We start from the raw sequence: 17,719 nt of genomic DNA on the forward strand, positions 1-17,719 counted from the left end.
TGATATACTTACCTTGATTCCATTAAGGTCTCGCGATCACTTGCTAATGCAAGAAATAGGGTTGTTGAATTATTATAAAAAATGATAATTCTTCAATCATCCCATACAGTGGAGTGGATGGGAGTACAATCGAACACCTTTTTCCTATTTTAACTTTTTTAGATAGTCTAAAACTATGATTTTAAATATTAAGTGTATCACTTAAAGAAATGATTTGTTTAAGCTTTTTTCTCTTACGGAGAAAGAGGCTCCGATGTCTTTATAATAATACCAGTAAATACTAGGTTTTCAAAACATTTTTTAAGAACAGGGTCACCAATTGGGTCACTAGACTTTCAAAGTCTTTTTTTTAGTTATGTAATGGTAAGGAATAAGAATTTAATTTATTCACTATTTGATATTGACATTAATATCCATGACTTTGTATGGGGTGTATATGCAAATAAAAATAGCACCATTAGTTAATCTGCATTTTTAAAAATATTATTCTTTTTCCAGAATTCTTCAATTGTTTTGTATTCGATAGTAAGTAGAATGCCTTTTTTTCTGTTGTTCTAGATTTTATTAAATTCGAAAATATCGAATACCATATGCTCTTTTGAAAGGGTATTACCAAAAAATTATTCTGTTTTCAAAGTCTTAAAAAAGCTCTCCTGTACTACATTATCACAATAATTTATTTCCCAGTCATGTTTCTTGTAATGACTTTATAAGAGTCAATTAAATTGTTAAACTGAACTCCTCTGTCAGAATTAAGCACTAATCCTTTTTTTAAAGGCTTCGATTTTTAACTGCCGTTCTGTAAGCTGTCAAAGTAGTTTCCTCTGCGCTCACAGCATTACTCAATCTCAAACCTGTAATTTTCTATAATAGAGGTCTAAAACGGTTGTTAAATATATAAAACCCTCTTTTACTGTGGTAGAGGTAATGTCTGATAGCTAAACTTTTGACGGCTATGTAACCACAAATTCTCTGCTCAAAACATTTAGGAATTGAAATTCAATGGATTTCTACTATGAAAGGACAGGTTGTTTTTCAAAGTAAAATTTTTGATGTCATAAATATGTTTGAAAACCTTTATCGAAATTACAGAATGATTGAGATGGATTAAACAGTCTAAAATTTTTTTTAATTATGTTTTTTGCCGAAGTACAAAGGTTGTTAGTCGAATTTTTAACTCGTATTTAGACCTAATCTGTAATTTTAGTTCCGAATGAAATTAAAATGATAAACCGAGAGATGATTAGAGATGAAATAAGTTATAAAGAAGCAGGGAAATTTGAAGAAACACGTTGTGAGAAAATTCATAATGTTATTTTTGATTCGTCACTTGAAGCTTCAATTTTAGTAGCTCGTGAAATAGCTAATTTAATACAAAGGAAAGAAGAATTAAATGAACCTTGTGTTTTGGGTTTAGCAACAGGATCTTCTCCTATAAAAGTCTACGAAGAACTTGTAAGAATGCATAATGAAGAGAAACTAAGTTTTAAAAATGTGGTAACTTTTAATTTAGATGAATATTATCCTATGGATAAAGAAAATATTCAAAGTTATTTTCATTTTATGCATGATCATCTTTTTAATTATGTAGATATATTACCTGAGAATATTAATATTCCTGATGGAGAGGTTAGCTCACAAGAACTTTTGCAATATTGTATTGATTATGAGATGAAAATTAAATCTTATGGAGGATTAGATTTTCAACTATTAGGAATTGGAAGAACGGGACATATCGGGTTTAATGAGCCAGGTTCTCATATTAATTCTGGTACAAGGAGTATTACTCTAGATCATATTACTCGCATCGATGCAGCATCTTCTTTTTTAGGGATTGATAATGTGCCTAGAAAAGCCATTACAATGGGTATCGGTACGGTCAGAAGAGCTAAAAGAATTGTACTTCTTGCTTGGGGAATAAATAAAGCTGAAGTATTAAAAGATACAATTGAAGGAGAAAAATCATCTCAAGTACCAGCAACATATTTGCAAGAGCATAATAACACAACTTTTGTTTTAGACAGGGATGCTTCGTCTGAATTAACCAGAGTAAAAACTCCTTGGTTAGTTAAGTCCTGTTTTTGGAATGATGATTTAAAGCTTAAAGCTGTTGTTTGGTTAAGTGAATTAACTAAAAAACCTATTCTTAAATTAACAGACAAAGATTATAATAATAATGGGATGTCTGGCTTATTAGCCGAAGTAGGAATAGCGTATCATTTGAATATTAAAATGTTTAATAAATTACAACATTCTATAACGGGTTGGCCCGGTGGTAAACCTGATTCGGAAGATACTAATAGACCAGAACGTTCTATTCCTGCCAAAAAAAGAATTATAATTTTTAGCCCTCATCCAGATGATGATGTAATTTCAATGGGTGGAACGTTTGATAGATTAGTTGAGCATGGGCATGAAGTCCATATAGCTTACCAAACATCAGGAAATTTAGCTGTTTCTAATGAAGAAGGTTTAAAGTTTGCCGAAGTAGCAGAGATTTTAAATCCTGGATCTAATGCGTCTAGTACTATTATTCAGTTTTTAAAGAATAAATCTAAAAATGATATTGATCCAGTTGAAGTAAGAAAATTGAAGACATTTATTAGAAGAAGTGAGTCTTTAGGAGCTACGAGATATTTAGGTGTGCCAGATGAGAATGTTCACTTTCTTGATCTTCCTTTTTATGAAACTGGTACAGTAAAAAAAGGTAAACTTACTGATACTGATATTAAAATTATGTGTGATCTTATCGAAGATATAAAGCCACATCAAATTTATGCGGCAGGAGATTTAGCTGATCCACATGGAACTCATAAAGTTTGTTTGGACAGTTTATTTGAAGCATTAAAACGATTAAAGAGCAAAACATATATGGATGATTGCTGGGTATGGTTGTATCGTGGAGCATGGCATGAATGGGAGTCATGGCAAATTGAAATGGCAGTACCTATGAGTCCTGATCAAGTGCTAAAAAAGCGTCATGCAATATTTTACCATCAATCTCAAAAAGATGGAGTGATGTTTCAAGGGGATGATTCTAGAGAATTTTGGGTTCGTGCTGAAGATAGAAATAGAGGTACAGCAATCAAGTATAATGATTTAGGTTTAGCTGAGTATGCTGCAATAGAGGCTTTTAAGCGGTATCGTTTTTGAAAATATATAAGAGTTAATGAATATTTTTTGGTTTAAGTATTTGTTTTGTTTGGTTAATTACTATTGATGGTTATCACTTTTTATAAAGATGATAGCCATCAATTTTTTTAATAAAGGTTCTAAATTCTATATAGATGAATTTAAAATTTTCTGCTTTACATCATCGATGTAGGATCTACCGATAATGTATCTAAGCCCTTCAATCTCTATACTATTTCCTTCAAGAGTGTCAATTTTATGTATAGAAATAGTGAAAGAACGATGTATTCTTATAAAATCCCTTGCAGGTAATAAATTAGTGAAGTCAGTTAATGTGCTGTGAACTATATATTTACTGCTAATGGTATTTATTTTTAAGTAATCTTTTAGACTTTCAATTACTAAAATTTCATCTAGAAAGATCTTCTTCATTTTTTTCTTATCAATCTTAACAAAAATGAAGGGACGTTCCTTATTAGTTTCTATAGTATGTTTACCATTTATAGGATCCAGCCTTTTATCTACCTTGTTGATAGCTTTCATGAATCGAGGGAATTCAATAGGTTTAACGAGATAATCTAGAACATCTAGTTCATATGTTTCTAGTGCAAATTCATTGTAAGCAGTCGTCATTATGACAAGGGGAGGAGCTTCTAAACTTTTAATGAAATTTATTCCGTCCAGTACAGGCATGTTGATATCTAAAAAAATGACGTCAATACTATTGCTTTTTAAAAATTTCAAACCATCTATAGCATTATTAAATGTAGAAATTAATTCAAAATTCTCAAAATTATCTAAGTAATTTTTAATAATGTTAATTGCTAACGGCTCATCATCTATAATTAAACATCTTACTTTCATATCTTTATTATTTCTTAACTCTAGGTAGCTTTTAGAAGGAGCTTCTTTAAAGAAGTATTAATTTATTTAAGATTTAGCTAACTAACTCTTATTTTAAGCTTAACGACAAAACTATTGTTTTTATTTTTAATGGTTAGTTTATAATCATTCTTTTTATATCCTAATTCGAGCCTTTTTGTTACGTTAGCTAATCCAATACCATTTGTAGCATTAATATTTTCTTCAGAGATGATTGTATTAGGCATTGGATTTGAAATCGAAAAGTAAAGAAAATCTTCTTTTATTTTAAATTTAATATCGACTTTAACGTTTCCGATGTTTTTATTTACCCCGTGTTTAAAGGCATTCTCAATGAATGATAGTAATAATATAGGAGCAATTTTTTTGTCTTCAATGTCACCAGAAATAGCCATATTTACTTGAAGTCGATTATCGTGACGGATCCTTTCCAGATCTAAGTAGTTTTGAATACAAAGAATTTCATTTTCTAATGATTGTCTTCCATTTTTGGTTTCGTAAATCATATAGCGCATTAACTCAGATAACTTTAAGATGATTTTAGGGGTCTTATCAGACCTATCGACTGATAAGGAGTAGATATTATTTAAGGTGTTAAAGAAAAAATGAGGAGAGACTTGAGCCTTTAAAAATAGTAATTCAGTTTCTAATTGTATTTTGGTAAGATCAGCAGCTCTTTTATTTTCATTTAAAAAATCAAGCGTTATTTTTATAGCAGTAGCGAAAGTAATTACGTAAAGTTCACCTATCATAGTGTCAATAGCATATGTAAGATTTATTCGATCAATACTTTGCGGACCTTCTGGCCAAACCTTGTGACCTAATAAATAATAGGTAAGTTCAAACTTTACAACCATCATTATTAAAAGTGCCAATAGAATAGCAATAATATAGCTAAAATATTTTTTTTTGTAAACCAAGTAGGGCATTAATACAAAAATATTCAAATAACACAAAATCATATGGATAGGGAAACCCAATAAATTTGATTTAAAAGAATATAAAAAATCATTAAAATAACTGCCCCAGCGAAAAGTATTGAAAGAGAAGTAAATTAACCAAAAGATGACATGATGTGTAACTGAAATTTTGTAAAGTTTATTAGAGGTAAAATTCATTTGCTAAAATTGGATTTGTAACTGCTTTTTTGATGTTTAACATCGTTTAGATGTTGTCCGTCTAAATTTGTTTTAAGAGTGGTTAAATTTATGAAAATTTAAAGTTAAATTAAGATAGTTAACATATGAAGAGCAAGATTTTATTTATTTTAGTATCAGTGCTTATTTATAGTTGTAAAGATAATTCAACTAAAAGGGAGATTAAAAAAAACTTCACGGCTTTTGTAAATCCATTTATAGGGACGGGTGGCCACGGACATACGTATCCAGGGGCTACGGTACCTTTTGGGATGGTACAAGTGAGTCCTGATAATGGAAAGTCGGATTGGGACTGGTGTTCGGGTTATCATTATTCAGACTCTATTATTGTTGGGTTTAGTCATTTGCATTTGAGTGGAACAGGTATTGGAGACTTAGCTGATATTTTATTAATGCCAATTAATAAAAAAGTAGATTTAACTATCAAAGCTACTTCACGAGATGAAATTCCTTATCGATCATTTTACTCTCATTCTAATGAAAAGTCTAGTCCTGGTTATTACCAAGTGTTTTTACAAGATCCAAAAGTAAATGTTGAGTTAACGGCAACACAGCGTACCGCATATCAGAAATATACTTTTGCTAAAGGGGACGAGCAGTCTGTAGTAATTGATTTGGGTTATGCCATTAACTGGGATAAAGCAGTGAAAACGAGTTTGACTCTCGAAGATGAGTATACATTGAGCGGCTATCGTTTTAGTACAGGATGGGCCAAAAATCAAAAAGTGTTTTTTGTAGCCAAATTTTCTAAGCCTATAAAGAATCATATTCTTGCTAGCAATCACAAAATAATTGATGGAGCTGCTTCTGAAGGCGAAAAAACTTCAACTCAATTATTTTTCGATACTAATAATAATACCGAATTAGTAGTAAAAGTAGCAGTTTCATCAGTTAGTGTTGCTAATGCAAAAGATAATTTGGATTCAGAAACTTTTGATGTTGCTAGAACTGCAGCTGAAAATGTTTGGAATAGTTCTTTGGCTAAAATTGAAGTTGAAACTCCTATAGATTCACTTAAAACTATTTTTTACACGGCAATGTATCATGCTCAAATTGCTCCTGTAACTTACAGTGATAAAAACGGACAATATCGAAAAGAGAATGACAGCATCGTTACTGCTAAGAACTATACGGCTTACTCTACCTTATCACTGTGGGATACTTTTAGAGCTGAAAATCCTTTGTTAACATTAATCGCTCCGGATAAAGTTTCAGATATTGTAAACTCGATGTTGTCCTATTATGATACTAAAAAGATATTACCTGTTTGGACGCTTTATGCTAATGAAACTAATACTATGACAGGCTATCATTCTATTCCTGTAATAGTAGACGCGTACCAAAAAGGAATTAAAGGTTTTGATGCTGAGAAAGCATACGAAGCTATGAAAACCACAATGATGCAAAACGAGCGTGGTTTGGACTTTTATAAACAATTTGGATTTATTCCTTATAATTCGCTTGATGAGTCTGTCACTATTACTTTAGAATACGCTTATGATGATTGGTGTGTTGCTCAAATGGCAAAAGCGTTGGGTAAAGAAGCAGATTATGAATATTTCATGAATCGTTCTAAAGCATATCGCAATTTATTTGATCCAAAAACCGGTTTTATGAGAGGTAAATCTAAAGACGGAAAATCTTGGAATGAACCTTTCGACCCTAAACATTCAAACCACAGAGAACAAACAGATTATACTGAAGGAAACGCTTGGCAACACAGCTGGTTTGTGCCACAAGATGTTACAGATTTTATTTCACTACATGGAAGCAATGAAATCTTTGCTAGCCGCTTAGAAAAATTATTTACTGAAAGTTCTGAGATTACAGGTGATAATGTATCTGCGGATATTTCGGGATTAATAGGTCAATATGCACATGGTAACGAACCGAGTCATCATATTTCTTATTTATTTAATAGTGCAGGACAGCCCTGGAGAACACAGTATTGGGCACATTATATTTTAGAAACACAATACAATACAACGCCAAACGGATTAAGTGGAAATGAAGATTGTGGTCAAATGTCTGCTTGGTATATATTTAGTTCTATAGGTATATACCCTATGAATCCAGCATCTGGAGTGTATCAGATAGGAAGTCCAATTTTTGAGAAATCAACGATAACACTTGCCGATGGTAAAACATTCGTGATTGAAGCAGAAAATGTTTCTAAAGAGAATTTTTACATTCAGTCAGCTACACTAAATGGGAAGAGATTTGATCAAACGTCTATTTCTCACAAACAAATTACACAAGGTGGTGTTCTGCATTTTGAGATGGGGTCAGAGCCAAATAAAAAATGGGGTTTAACAAATAATAACAAAAGGGGATAATGGATATCATCGATTTAAGTATAATTATAATTTACATCCTGATAACTATTGGTATCGGTATTTGGATTTCTAGAAAAGCATCAAATGGCTTAGATGACTATTTCCTTGGTGGTAGATCTATAAAATGGTATTACTTAGGTTTAAGTAATGGATCAGGAATGTTTGATGTTTCAGGAACAGCCTGGATGGTAGGGATTTTGTTTTTGTATGGGGTTAAAAGTTTTATGCTAATGTGGCTTTGGCCAATATGGAATCAAATTTTTGTGATGATGTTCCTTGCAGTTTGGATAAGAAGATCTAATATAATGACAGGTTCTGAGTGGATTTTAACGCGTTTCGGAAACGATAGGGCAGGAAAGGCTTCTCATATTATTGTTGCTGTTTTTGCTATAATTTCAACGATAGGTTTTATAGCTTATTTCTTTGAAGGTATTGGTAAATTTTTGACTGTAATTTTACCTTGGGATTTAGCGGTTCATTTTAACGGATCGGTATTTTTAAATTCAGAACAGTCATATGCTTTAATAATTATCTTTTTAACGACACTTTATACCATAAAAGGAGGGATGTTCTCTGTTGTTGCGACAGAAGTGTTACAATATGGAATCATGGTGCTTTCAGGAGTACTTGTGGCAGGATATACTCTAATAAATTATACTGATATACAGATTAGTTCTGTTATTACAGAAGAATGGAAGAATGTTTTCTTTGATATGGAATTAGATAGTCATTGGTCAGGTAAATATGAAGTATTTGATAAATTAATCAATACCGAAGGCTATAAAATGTTTGGTGCATTAATAGGAATGTCATTATTTAAAGGCTTTTTTGCTAGTATTGCAGGACCTACCCCAAGCTATGATTTACAAAGGATCCTTTCTACTAAATCAGTTAAAGAAGCGGCTTATATGAGTGGTTTTACAAATTTAATTCTATTTATTCCAAGGTATTTATTGATTGGAGGAATTGTAGTGATAGCATTGATGACACTCGCTCCACAGATGAGTAATAATCCTGCATTGAGCGGAGGTGACTTAGAGATTTTGTTGCCAACAGTAATTAATTTTCATGTCCCGGTAGGGATTAAAGGATTGTTGTTAGCAGGATTATTAGCAGCTTTTATGTCTACTTTTTCAGCATTTGTAAATGCAGGGCCTGCTTATATAGTGAATGATATTTATAAAAAGTATTTTATACCAGTCGCTACAAGTGCGCATTACATAAAAGTTAGCCATATAGCTTCTTTTCTTATTGTAGGTTTAGGTGTTTTTATGGGTTTCTTTGCTGATTCTATTAACTCGTTGACTTTATGGATAACCAGCGCATTATTTGGTGGTTATGTGGCTGCTAATTTCTTAAAATGGGTGTGGTGGCGTTTTAATGGTTGGGGTTATTTCTGGGGAATGTTTGCAGGACTTGTTGTCGCTTCTTTACAATTTGTATTGGGTCAAAGTAAAGGTCATTTTACTGAAGGAACACTATTTTACGAACTGTCTGAATTAAAAGATATCTATATGTTCCCAATTATTTTTAGTTTTTCAACACTGGGTTGTTTATTAGGTACATTTTTGACAAAACCTACAGATAGTAAAGTTTTAAAATCATTTTATACAAATGTAAGACCTTGGGGTTGGTGGAAACCTGTGTATACCGAACTACAGATTGAAGATCATTCTTTTGAAAAAAACAATAATTTTTTAATGGATATGATGAACTGTGCCATCGGAATTGTATGGCAATCGAGTATGATTGTACTTCCTATATTTTTACTAATTAGAGATTATCCAAAAATGATCGTTTCCCTAGTTGTCTTTTTAATAACTTCGATAATTTTAAAGTATACTTGGCTAGATAAAGTTCGAAAAATTGAAGACTAAATATTTCTTTTTTGGAAAAAGACAAAAACAAAGATTACTAAAATAAAACAACAAAAATGAATAAAATTCCATGGCAAGATAAGCCAGAAAAGAGTACTGATGTAATGTGGAGATATTCAAATAACCCCATTATTGATCGAAATGCAATTCCGTCTTCTAATAGTATTTTTAATAGTGCTGTGGTTCCTTTTGGGGACGGATTTGCAGGAGTTTTTAGATGTGATAATAAAGCGGTGCAAATGAATATATTTGCAGGTTTTAGTAAAAATGGAATTGACTGGGATATCAATCACGAACCTATTGAAATGAAGGCGGGTAATACTGAAATGATTGAATCAGCATATAAATACGATCCACGGGTGGTATTTATTGAAGATCGTTATTGGATTACATGGTGCAACGGATATAACGGACCAACAATAGGTATTGGTTATACCTTTGATTTCAAAGAATTTTTTCAATGTGAGAATGCTTATTTGCCTTTTAATCGAAATGGTGTTTTGTTTCCACAAAAAATAGACGGTACATATGCTATGTTAAGCCGTCCAAGTGATAACGGACATACACCTTTTGGAGATATATGGATCAGTTATAGTCCAGATATGAAGTATTGGGGAGAACACAGATTAGTTATGAAACCGACTCCCTTTGAGGACAGTGCTTGGCAGTGCACCAAAGTTGGGGCAGGACCTATTCCTATTCTTACTGACGAAGGTTGGTTGATGTTGTACCACGGAGTTATCAATACTTGTAATGGTTTCCGTTATGCAATGGGTGCGGCTATTTTAGATACAGAAAAACCGGATAATGTGAAATATCGAACACAACCTTATTTGTTAGGACCAACGGTAAATTATGAACAAGTAGGTGATGTACCTAATGTGGTTTTTCCATGCGCAGCTTTACATGATTTAGAAGAGGATAAATTAGCGGTTTATTATGGTGCTGCAGATACTGTGGTAGCGCTGGCTTTTGGTAAATTAAGTGAAGTTGTTCAATTTACAAAAGATAATAGTTTATAAAATGATGCGAGATAAAAGTAAAATACTGTCATTAATTTTAGGTTGTTTTTCGTTGTTGAGTTATGCTCAATCAAAAAGCGAAATTATCCCCAAAAGCCACGTTGCTTATAAAACTCCAACTGCAATAGTTATCGATGGTGAAGCATCAGAAGCAGCTTGGGAAAAGGCAGAGTGGACGACTCCTTTTATAGATATTGAAGGTGTCAAAAAACCAAAGTATGATACTCAAATAAAAATGCTTTGGGATGACAATTATTATTATATACTTGCAAAAATGGAGGAACCTCATGTTTGGGCCAATTTAAAACAACGCGATACCATTATTTTTTACAATAATGATTTTGAAGTTTTTATTGACCCAGATGGAGACACTCAAAATTATTATGAATTAGAAATAAATGCTTTAAATACAGTATGGGACTTATTTATAAATAAACCTTATCGAGAAAAAAATGTCGTTTTAAATGATTGGGATATCAATGGTTTAAAGTCAGCGGTAAAAGTAAATGGAACGTTGAATAACCCATTAGATACAGATATTGGATTGGTTTTAGAAATGGCAATTCCTTGGGCTGCATTTAGAAAATCGTATGGAGAGGATAACGTGCCTAAAGATAATTTTTGGAGGGTGAATTTTTCTAGAGTAAACTGGCAGCATTCAATCATTGACGGTAAATACGAACGAAAAAAAGATCCGAAAGGAAAGTTCTTGCCAGAATACAACTGGGTTTGGTCTCCTATGGGAGTGATTAATATGCACGAACCAGAAAAGTGGGGCTATGTCTATTTTTCTTCTAAAGAGGTTGGGAATAAAGATTCTTTCACGGTTCCACAGGACGATAAAATAAAATGGGAATTGTTTAGTCTCTACAGAAAACAAAAAACATATCACAAAACACATAAATCTTGGGCTAAATCACTAGCTACGATTTCAAAAGGAAATATTACAGTTGATGGTAAAACTTTAAAACCAGTACTGGAAAATTGTTTGTCAGGCTATACTATTTCAATTATAAGTCCTTTTTCTAATAAAACCTTAGTTATAAAAGAAGATGGCCAATTTTTAGAAAAAAGCAATTAATTCGAATAAATCTATTTTAAATAAATCGTAATGATGACTCTTTTTAAACAATACAATACATTAATTAGATCAAGTTTTATAATCGTAATTATAAGCAGTTTTTTTGCTTGTTCTTCATTAGAAAAAAATCAGAAAAATAAAAACCAAGACTTAAAAATTATAGGTTACGTTGCGGGTTATGAAGATTTTGATCCAGCAAAAGTTGACGCCGCAAAGTTGACACATATTAATTATGCTTTCGCGAATATTGTTGATGGAGCTGTTCAATTTGAGTTAGCTACAGATAGTATAAAAATCAGTAGCTTGATGCATCTTAAAAAGAAAAACCCTAATTTGAAAGTATTATTTTCAATAGGCGGTTGGGTTTGGTCAGATCAATTTTCAGATATTGCTGCTTATAGTGATTCAAGAGAAAAATTTGCTAAAAGTGCGGTTAAATTAATGAAATCCTATGATTTTGATGGTATTGATGTTGACTGGGAATATCCAGGGCAACTTGGGGAGGATAATATTTTTAGAGCTGCTGATAAAGAAAATTTCACCTTATTATTGAGTGAATTACGAAAACAATTAGACATTCAGGATAAAGTTGCTAAAACACATTATTTATTAACTATAGCAGCGGGAGCAAATCAAAAGTACATTGATCATACTGATTTAAAAAAGGCGCATCAATATCTTGATTTTATAAATGTGATGTGCTACGATTTTTATAGTGGACCGTTTCATCAAACAGGACACCATGGTAATTTATACCCTTCTAGTGATGTGAAATTTGTTGGGAATAACGGAGCTAGTACAATTACTAGGTTACTAAAAGTGGGTATTCCTGCGAAAAAACTTATTCTAGGAATTCCTTTTTACGGTAGAAAATGGGAAAAGGTATCACCAGAAAACAATGGACTGTATCAGTCTGCCGAAACGGCAAATGATATTATCTCTTCTTGGAAAATAGCCGAAGAAATGCAGTCTGGAAAATTTAAAAAATTATATGATAAAGAGGCAAAAGCATCCTATTTATGGAACGCAGAAGACCGTGTTTTTATATCTTATGAAACACCAAAAGAAATAAAATTAAAATCAGAATTTATTAAACAGCAGGGACTTGGCGGTGTTATGTTTTGGGAATATAGCTTAGATAATAACAAAGAATTATTAGAGCAACTTTTTGAAAGTATTAAAAAATGATAAAATGAATTATAAACTAATTAATTACCATTGAAGATGAAATATACAGCAATATTTATAATTGGCTTACTTTTTATAGCGTGCAATAGTAAAATAGGAGGCGAAGATTCAAATCTAACCGAAGGCAAGGAAGAAACAAAAGAAGCTTTTCAGTTTGGTGCGTGGATAAGTGCAGATGCTAAAAAATCGGATGCTTTTTATGCAACTGAATTTAAAAAATACAAAGAGGGTGGAATTGACGCTCTTTTAATTAATACAAACACAGATGCTGAACTTCTAAGACGATTAGTTCCTGTAGCTAAAAAAGAAGGATTAAAAGTTCATGCCTGGATTATGGCAATGAATCGTCCTGGGGATTCTATTGCGCTCCAGCATCCAGAGTGGTATATGGTTAGTAAAGATGGGAAATCGTGTTTTGATACTCGTCCCTATGTGGACTATTACCAATGGCTTTGCCCTACAAGGAAAGAGTCTAGAAATCATGTACTAAGTCTAGTTGAAGGTTTGGCAAAAGTGGATGGAATTGAAAGTGTGCATTTAGATTATATTCGTTTTCCAGATATTTTTTTGCCAATAGGATTATTGCCTAAGTATAACTTAAAACAAGAGTTTGAAATGCCAGAATACGACTTCTGTTATTGTGATACTTGTATTGCTGCTTTTGAAAAATTACACCATAAAAATCCGAGAGAAAGTAAAAACACCTCAATCGATATGGAATGGAAAAACTTTAGATTAAATGCTATTAAAGCAGTGGTTGACGATGCGTACAAAATAGTACATAAACACAATAAAAAATTAACAGCTGCGGTATTTCCTTATCCAGAAATGGCAGACCACATGGTACGTCAACGCTGGGATAAATGGAATATTGATGAAGTTTACCCTATGATCTATCATAACTTTTATAATGAAGAAATTGATTGGATAGGATATGCAACAAAACAAGGTGTATCTGATTTAAAAGACACCAAAATTAGAATTAACACTGGAGTTTATATCCCTGGATTACAATCAGAGGAGGAACTGAAAGAAGCGATTGTTTTAGCTAAAGAAAATGGCGCTAAAGGAATTACATTTTTTGATGGTTCGGCTTTAACAGTGGCAAATCTAAAAACGATAAAAGAAACTAAGGCAAGCCTAAAATAAAAATAAAAAAATGAGAAAACTTGGTTTTATATTTTTAGTAGCATTCACATCTTTATTAATTTGTTGCAAGAAAAAAACAACATCTGAGCAAATTAAATTAACGAGTCTTGTTAACCCATTTATCGGTACAGACGGTCCTGGAAATACCTATCCAGGAGCTACAGTTCCATTTGGAATGGTTCAATTAAGTCCAGATATTGGTGTTCCAGGATGGGATAGGATTGCAGGTTATTTTTATAAAGATTCTATTATTACTGGTTTTTCACACACACATTTAACGGGTACAGGTGCAGGAGACTTATACGACATTCTAGTAATGCCTACAAATAGTCGATTCACTAAAAAAATTGCCGAAAATAATTATATGCCTTTTTCTAAGTTTTCTCATGATAAAGAGGAGGCTTCACCAGGATATTATACGGTAGATTTACTAGATTATGGTATTAAGGCAGAACTTACCACAACGGCTAGAACTGGAATTCATAAATATACATTCCCAAAAGACACTTTATCTCAAATTAATATTGACTTAGGATATGCGTTAAACTGGGATGCTCCTACTAAAACACATTTAAGTGTGGTTGACGATACAACTATTGAAGGATATAGAATGTCTACGGGTTGGGCAAAAGATCAGCGCCTTTATTTTGTTATAAAACTTTCAAAGCCTTTTAAGTCTTTTCAAATATTTAAAAGTGATACACTGGCAAGCAGTCCAGTAATTGCAACAAAATCAAAAATAATATTGAATTATTCGACTAAAGATAATGAAGCTATTGTTTTAAAAACAGGTTTGTCTACCGCTTCTATTAAAGGAGCATATAAATCTTTAGAGATTGAAGCTCCTGATTTTGATTTTGAAAAATATAGAGTTAAAGCAGATTCTATTTGGGAGAAGCAACTGCATAAGATAGAGGTTACAACATCTAATGAAAACGATAAGAAAATTTTCTATACAATGATGTATCAATCCATGCTAGCTCCCACACTTTTAAGTGATCATAACGGAGAATATAAAGGCGCTAATGGAAAAGTAATGAAGGCAGAAGGTTTTGATCGATATGATACGTTTTCATTATGGGATACCTACCGTGCGGCACATCCTTTGTATACAATCTTACATCCAGCGAGAGTTTCTGATATGATTAATTCCTTATTGGCACATTATAAAGAAACAGGATTGTTGCCTGTATGGTCATTGCAAGGAAACGAAACGAATATGATGATTGGTAATCATGCTATACCTGTAATTGTCGATGCCTACTTAAAAGGTATAAAGAATTTTGATGTTGACTTGGCGTATAAAGCGTGCAAAGAAAGTTCGATGGTTAATTCAAGAGAGTTAGATGCTTATAAGAAAATAGGATATGTTCCTGTAGGAGATCAAAACGAGAATTGGTCAGTATCAAAAACCTTAGAATATGCCTATGATGATTGGTGTTTAGCAGAGTTTGCCAAAGCACTGCATAAAACAGCTGATTATAATTATTTCTTAAAGCGTTCTGAAAACTGGAGGAATTTGTATGATTCTAAAAGTAAGTTTATGAGACCAAAATTAAAAGATGGAACTTTTATAAGTGACTTTATTCCTAAAGAGTATAGCGCCTATTTTTGTGAGAGTAATGCTTGGCAATATTTCTGGTCTGTTCCTCAAAATATTGAAGGCTTAGTTAAAACAGTTGGTGGTAGAGATGCTTTTGATAAAAAGTTAGATACTATGTTCAGTTTAGATCCGTTGCCAGAGGATAAACTTCCTGTTTTTAGTACGGGAATGATTGGTCAATATGCCCACGGGAATGAGCCAAGTCATCATGTAGCTTATTTGTATGATTATGTAAATAAACCTTGGAAAACACAAAAATTAGTAAGAGAAATTTTAAAGACACAATATAAAAACACACCCGGCGGACACTGTGGTAATGAAGATTGCGGCCAAATGTCTTCTTGGTATGTATTTAGTTCTCTCGGTTTTTATCCTGTAAATGCAGCACAAGGAATTTATGCTTTTGGCTCACCTTTGTTTGAATCGGCAACTATTAATTTAGAAAACGGGAATAAATTTATTGTAAAAACAATTGACAATAGTGATGAGAATTTCTACATACAATCTATTACATTAAACGGTAAAGCAATCGACAGATACTATATTACTCATAAAGAAATAGAAAAGGGAGGGACTTTGACCTTTAAAATGGGGAGTACTCCAAATAAAAAGACAAGTAATACCATGGCTTTGTCATCATCAGTTTTTTAATTGAATATAAAAAAATGCAAAAAACAAATTGATGTGCAATTTTAGATAGAGACTGTTAGTAGAGATTGTGTGATTAAAAGAACACTATTTTCTTAGATTAAAAGCGTTGTGCTACCATTTTTAAATTACACCGTTTAATTAAAAATTAATAGAAACCAAAATGAATAAAGTCAACCGCTTATTAATTATAGTGTTTATTGCAGTTACCAATGTTTGTTTAGGGCAAAAAGTATTTACTCAAAAAGAGATCCAAATCATTCCGAAACCAAATGAAATGGTGCTTTCTGATGGAGTGTTCGGATTTTCAAATGAAACAAAATTTGTCATTAATGATAATGCTCAAAGAGATATTACTTCCGCATTAATTAACAAATTAGAAAAAGCTTCGGGACTAAAATTTGCTGTTGTTTTAAAAGCACCTAAAAGTAATTTTGTTCAATTAATAATAGATGATAGTTTTGAAAAAGAAGCTTATGAATTGAAAGTTTCTAAAAAAAGTGTAGTTATTACTGCTAAAGGGAGTGCTGGATTTATGTATGGTCTAGAAACTATGAGACAATTATTGCCCATTGCAATAGAAAGTGAAATCGTAGTTGCAAATACAATATGGGAAATTCCTGCAATCGATATAAAAGACAAACCTCGCTTTCAATGGCGCGGATTGATGCTTGATTTATCAAGACATTTTTTTAATAAAGAATATATTTTAAAAACTATTGACCGTCTAGCGATGCATAAGATGAATGTGCTGCATTTACATTTAGTAGATGATCAAGGATGGCGGATCGAAATTAAAAAGTACCCGAAATTAACTGAAGTTGGTGCATGGAGGGTTAATCAAGAATACAAAGCCTGGAATGCTAGAGCGGTAAATAGTCCAACGGATAAAGGATCATATGGTGGTTTTTTAACCCAAAAAGAGTTAAAAGAGATTGTAAAATATGCACAGTCCAAGAATGTAGAAGTTATTCCTGAAATCGAAATGCCGGCGCATGTAAGTTCAGCGATTGCGGCGTATCCTGAATTGTCTTGTTTTGAAAATGCCATTGGTGCCCCCTCGGGAGGAGTTTGGCCCATTACTGATATTTATTGCGTCGGCAAAGAAAGTACTTTCGAGTTTTTAGAAAATGTGCTAACTGAAGTAATGGAAATTTTTCCTTCACAATATATTCATATTGGTGGTGATGAAGCTACCAAAGACCATTGGAAAACCTGTCCTAATTGCCAAAAAAGAATTCAAAAAGAAGGCTTAAGAGATGTAAACGAATTGCAAAGTTATTTTATAAAACGAATTGAACAATTCATCATCTCCAAAAATAAAAAATTAATAGGTTGGGATGAAATTCTAGAAGGTGGTTTAGCTCCCGAAGCAACTGTTATGAGCTGGAGAGGAACTAAAGGCGGAATTGAAGCCGCTGAGCAAGGACATGATGTAATTATGACACCGGAATCGCATTGCTATTTTAATTTTTACCAAGGTCCTCAAAATGAAGAGCCTTTAGCGTTTAATGCTTTTTTACCTTTAAATAAAGTATATGCTTTTGATCCTGTTGTGGAGTCGATGACTGCAAATTCCAGTGATATTGACCACCCAATTCCAATTTAAAGTGACCACCTGATTCCAATTCAAAATGACCACCT

At 32.5% G+C, this 17,719-nt stretch carries 11 protein-coding genes; 9 read left to right on the plus strand and 2 right to left on the minus strand.

What is annotated here, in order from left to right; genetic code table 11:
- Positions 1 to 1,239 precede the first annotated feature (1,239 nt).
- Positions 1,240 to 3,153 carry a glucosamine-6-phosphate deaminase gene (nagB, locus tag QO200_RS07925; RefSeq protein WP_371538497.1) on the plus strand — a complete coding sequence of 638 codons (1,914 nt, stop codon included), beginning with the start codon at positions 1,240 to 1,242 and terminating at the stop codon, positions 3,151 to 3,153.
- A gap of 126 nt (positions 3,154 to 3,279) precedes the next feature.
- On the opposite strand, the gene QO200_RS07930 is transcribed toward nagB, so the two are convergent.
- Both QO200_RS07930 and QO200_RS07935 read right to left on the minus strand, forming a co-directional pair.
- Complete coding sequence (locus tag QO200_RS07930; protein WP_371538499.1) at positions 3,280 to 3,996, minus strand: LytR/AlgR family response regulator transcription factor; 717 nt, start codon at positions 3,994 to 3,996, stop codon at positions 3,280 to 3,282.
- Between the two features lie 77 nt (positions 3,997 to 4,073).
- Positions 4,074 to 4,874 (minus strand): sensor histidine kinase, encoded by an 801-nt coding sequence (locus QO200_RS07935; RefSeq protein ID WP_371538501.1) that lies wholly within the window; start codon positions 4,872 to 4,874, stop codon positions 4,074 to 4,076.
- A gap of 383 nt (positions 4,875 to 5,257) precedes the next feature.
- Here QO200_RS07935 and QO200_RS07940 point away from each other — a divergent pair, with 383 nt between their 5' ends.
- From QO200_RS07940 to QO200_RS07975, 8 genes are all read left to right on the plus strand, one after another.
- Positions 5,258 to 7,507 (plus strand): GH92 family glycosyl hydrolase, encoded by a 2,250-nt coding sequence (locus QO200_RS07940; protein ID WP_371538503.1) that lies wholly within the window; start codon positions 5,258 to 5,260, stop codon positions 7,505 to 7,507.
- Positions 7,507 to 9,384, plus strand: coding sequence for a sodium:solute symporter family protein (locus QO200_RS07945; RefSeq protein WP_371538504.1), 1,878 nt, complete (start codon positions 7,507 to 7,509; stop codon positions 9,382 to 9,384). Before QO200_RS07940 ends, QO200_RS07945 begins: the two co-directional genes overlap by 1 nt.
- A gap of 56 nt (positions 9,385 to 9,440) precedes the next feature.
- Positions 9,441 to 10,406 carry a glycosidase gene (locus tag QO200_RS07950; protein ID WP_371538506.1) on the plus strand — a complete coding sequence of 322 codons (966 nt, stop codon included), beginning with the start codon at positions 9,441 to 9,443 and terminating at the stop codon, positions 10,404 to 10,406.
- Positions 10,407 to 10,410: 4 nt separating this feature from the next.
- The gene (locus tag QO200_RS07955) at positions 10,411 to 11,487 is read left to right on the plus strand and encodes a carbohydrate-binding family 9-like protein (protein WP_371538518.1); all 1,077 of its coding nucleotides are present in this window, start codon (positions 10,411 to 10,413) and stop codon (positions 11,485 to 11,487) included.
- Positions 11,488 to 11,517: 30 nt separating this feature from the next.
- Complete coding sequence (locus tag QO200_RS07960; protein WP_371538507.1) at positions 11,518 to 12,675, plus strand: glycoside hydrolase family 18 protein; 1,158 nt, start codon at positions 11,518 to 11,520, stop codon at positions 12,673 to 12,675.
- A 36-nt stretch (positions 12,676 to 12,711) separates the two neighbouring features.
- Positions 12,712 to 13,824 (plus strand): family 10 glycosylhydrolase, encoded by a 1,113-nt coding sequence (locus QO200_RS07965; RefSeq protein WP_371538509.1) that lies wholly within the window; start codon positions 12,712 to 12,714, stop codon positions 13,822 to 13,824.
- A gap of 10 nt (positions 13,825 to 13,834) precedes the next feature.
- Positions 13,835 to 16,078, plus strand: coding sequence for a GH92 family glycosyl hydrolase (locus QO200_RS07970; protein ID WP_371538510.1), 2,244 nt, complete (start codon positions 13,835 to 13,837; stop codon positions 16,076 to 16,078).
- 160 nt (positions 16,079 to 16,238) lie between these two features.
- Positions 16,239 to 17,684: a beta-N-acetylhexosaminidase gene (locus QO200_RS07975; protein ID WP_371538512.1), complete on the plus strand. Its 1,446-nt coding sequence runs from the start codon at positions 16,239 to 16,241 to the stop codon at positions 17,682 to 17,684.
- Positions 17,685 to 17,719 lie beyond the last annotated feature (35 nt).

It is taken from the genome of Flavobacterium sp. Arc3 (genome assembly GCF_041431375.1).
Lineage (GTDB): Bacteria > Bacteroidota > Bacteroidia > Flavobacteriales > Flavobacteriaceae > Flavobacterium.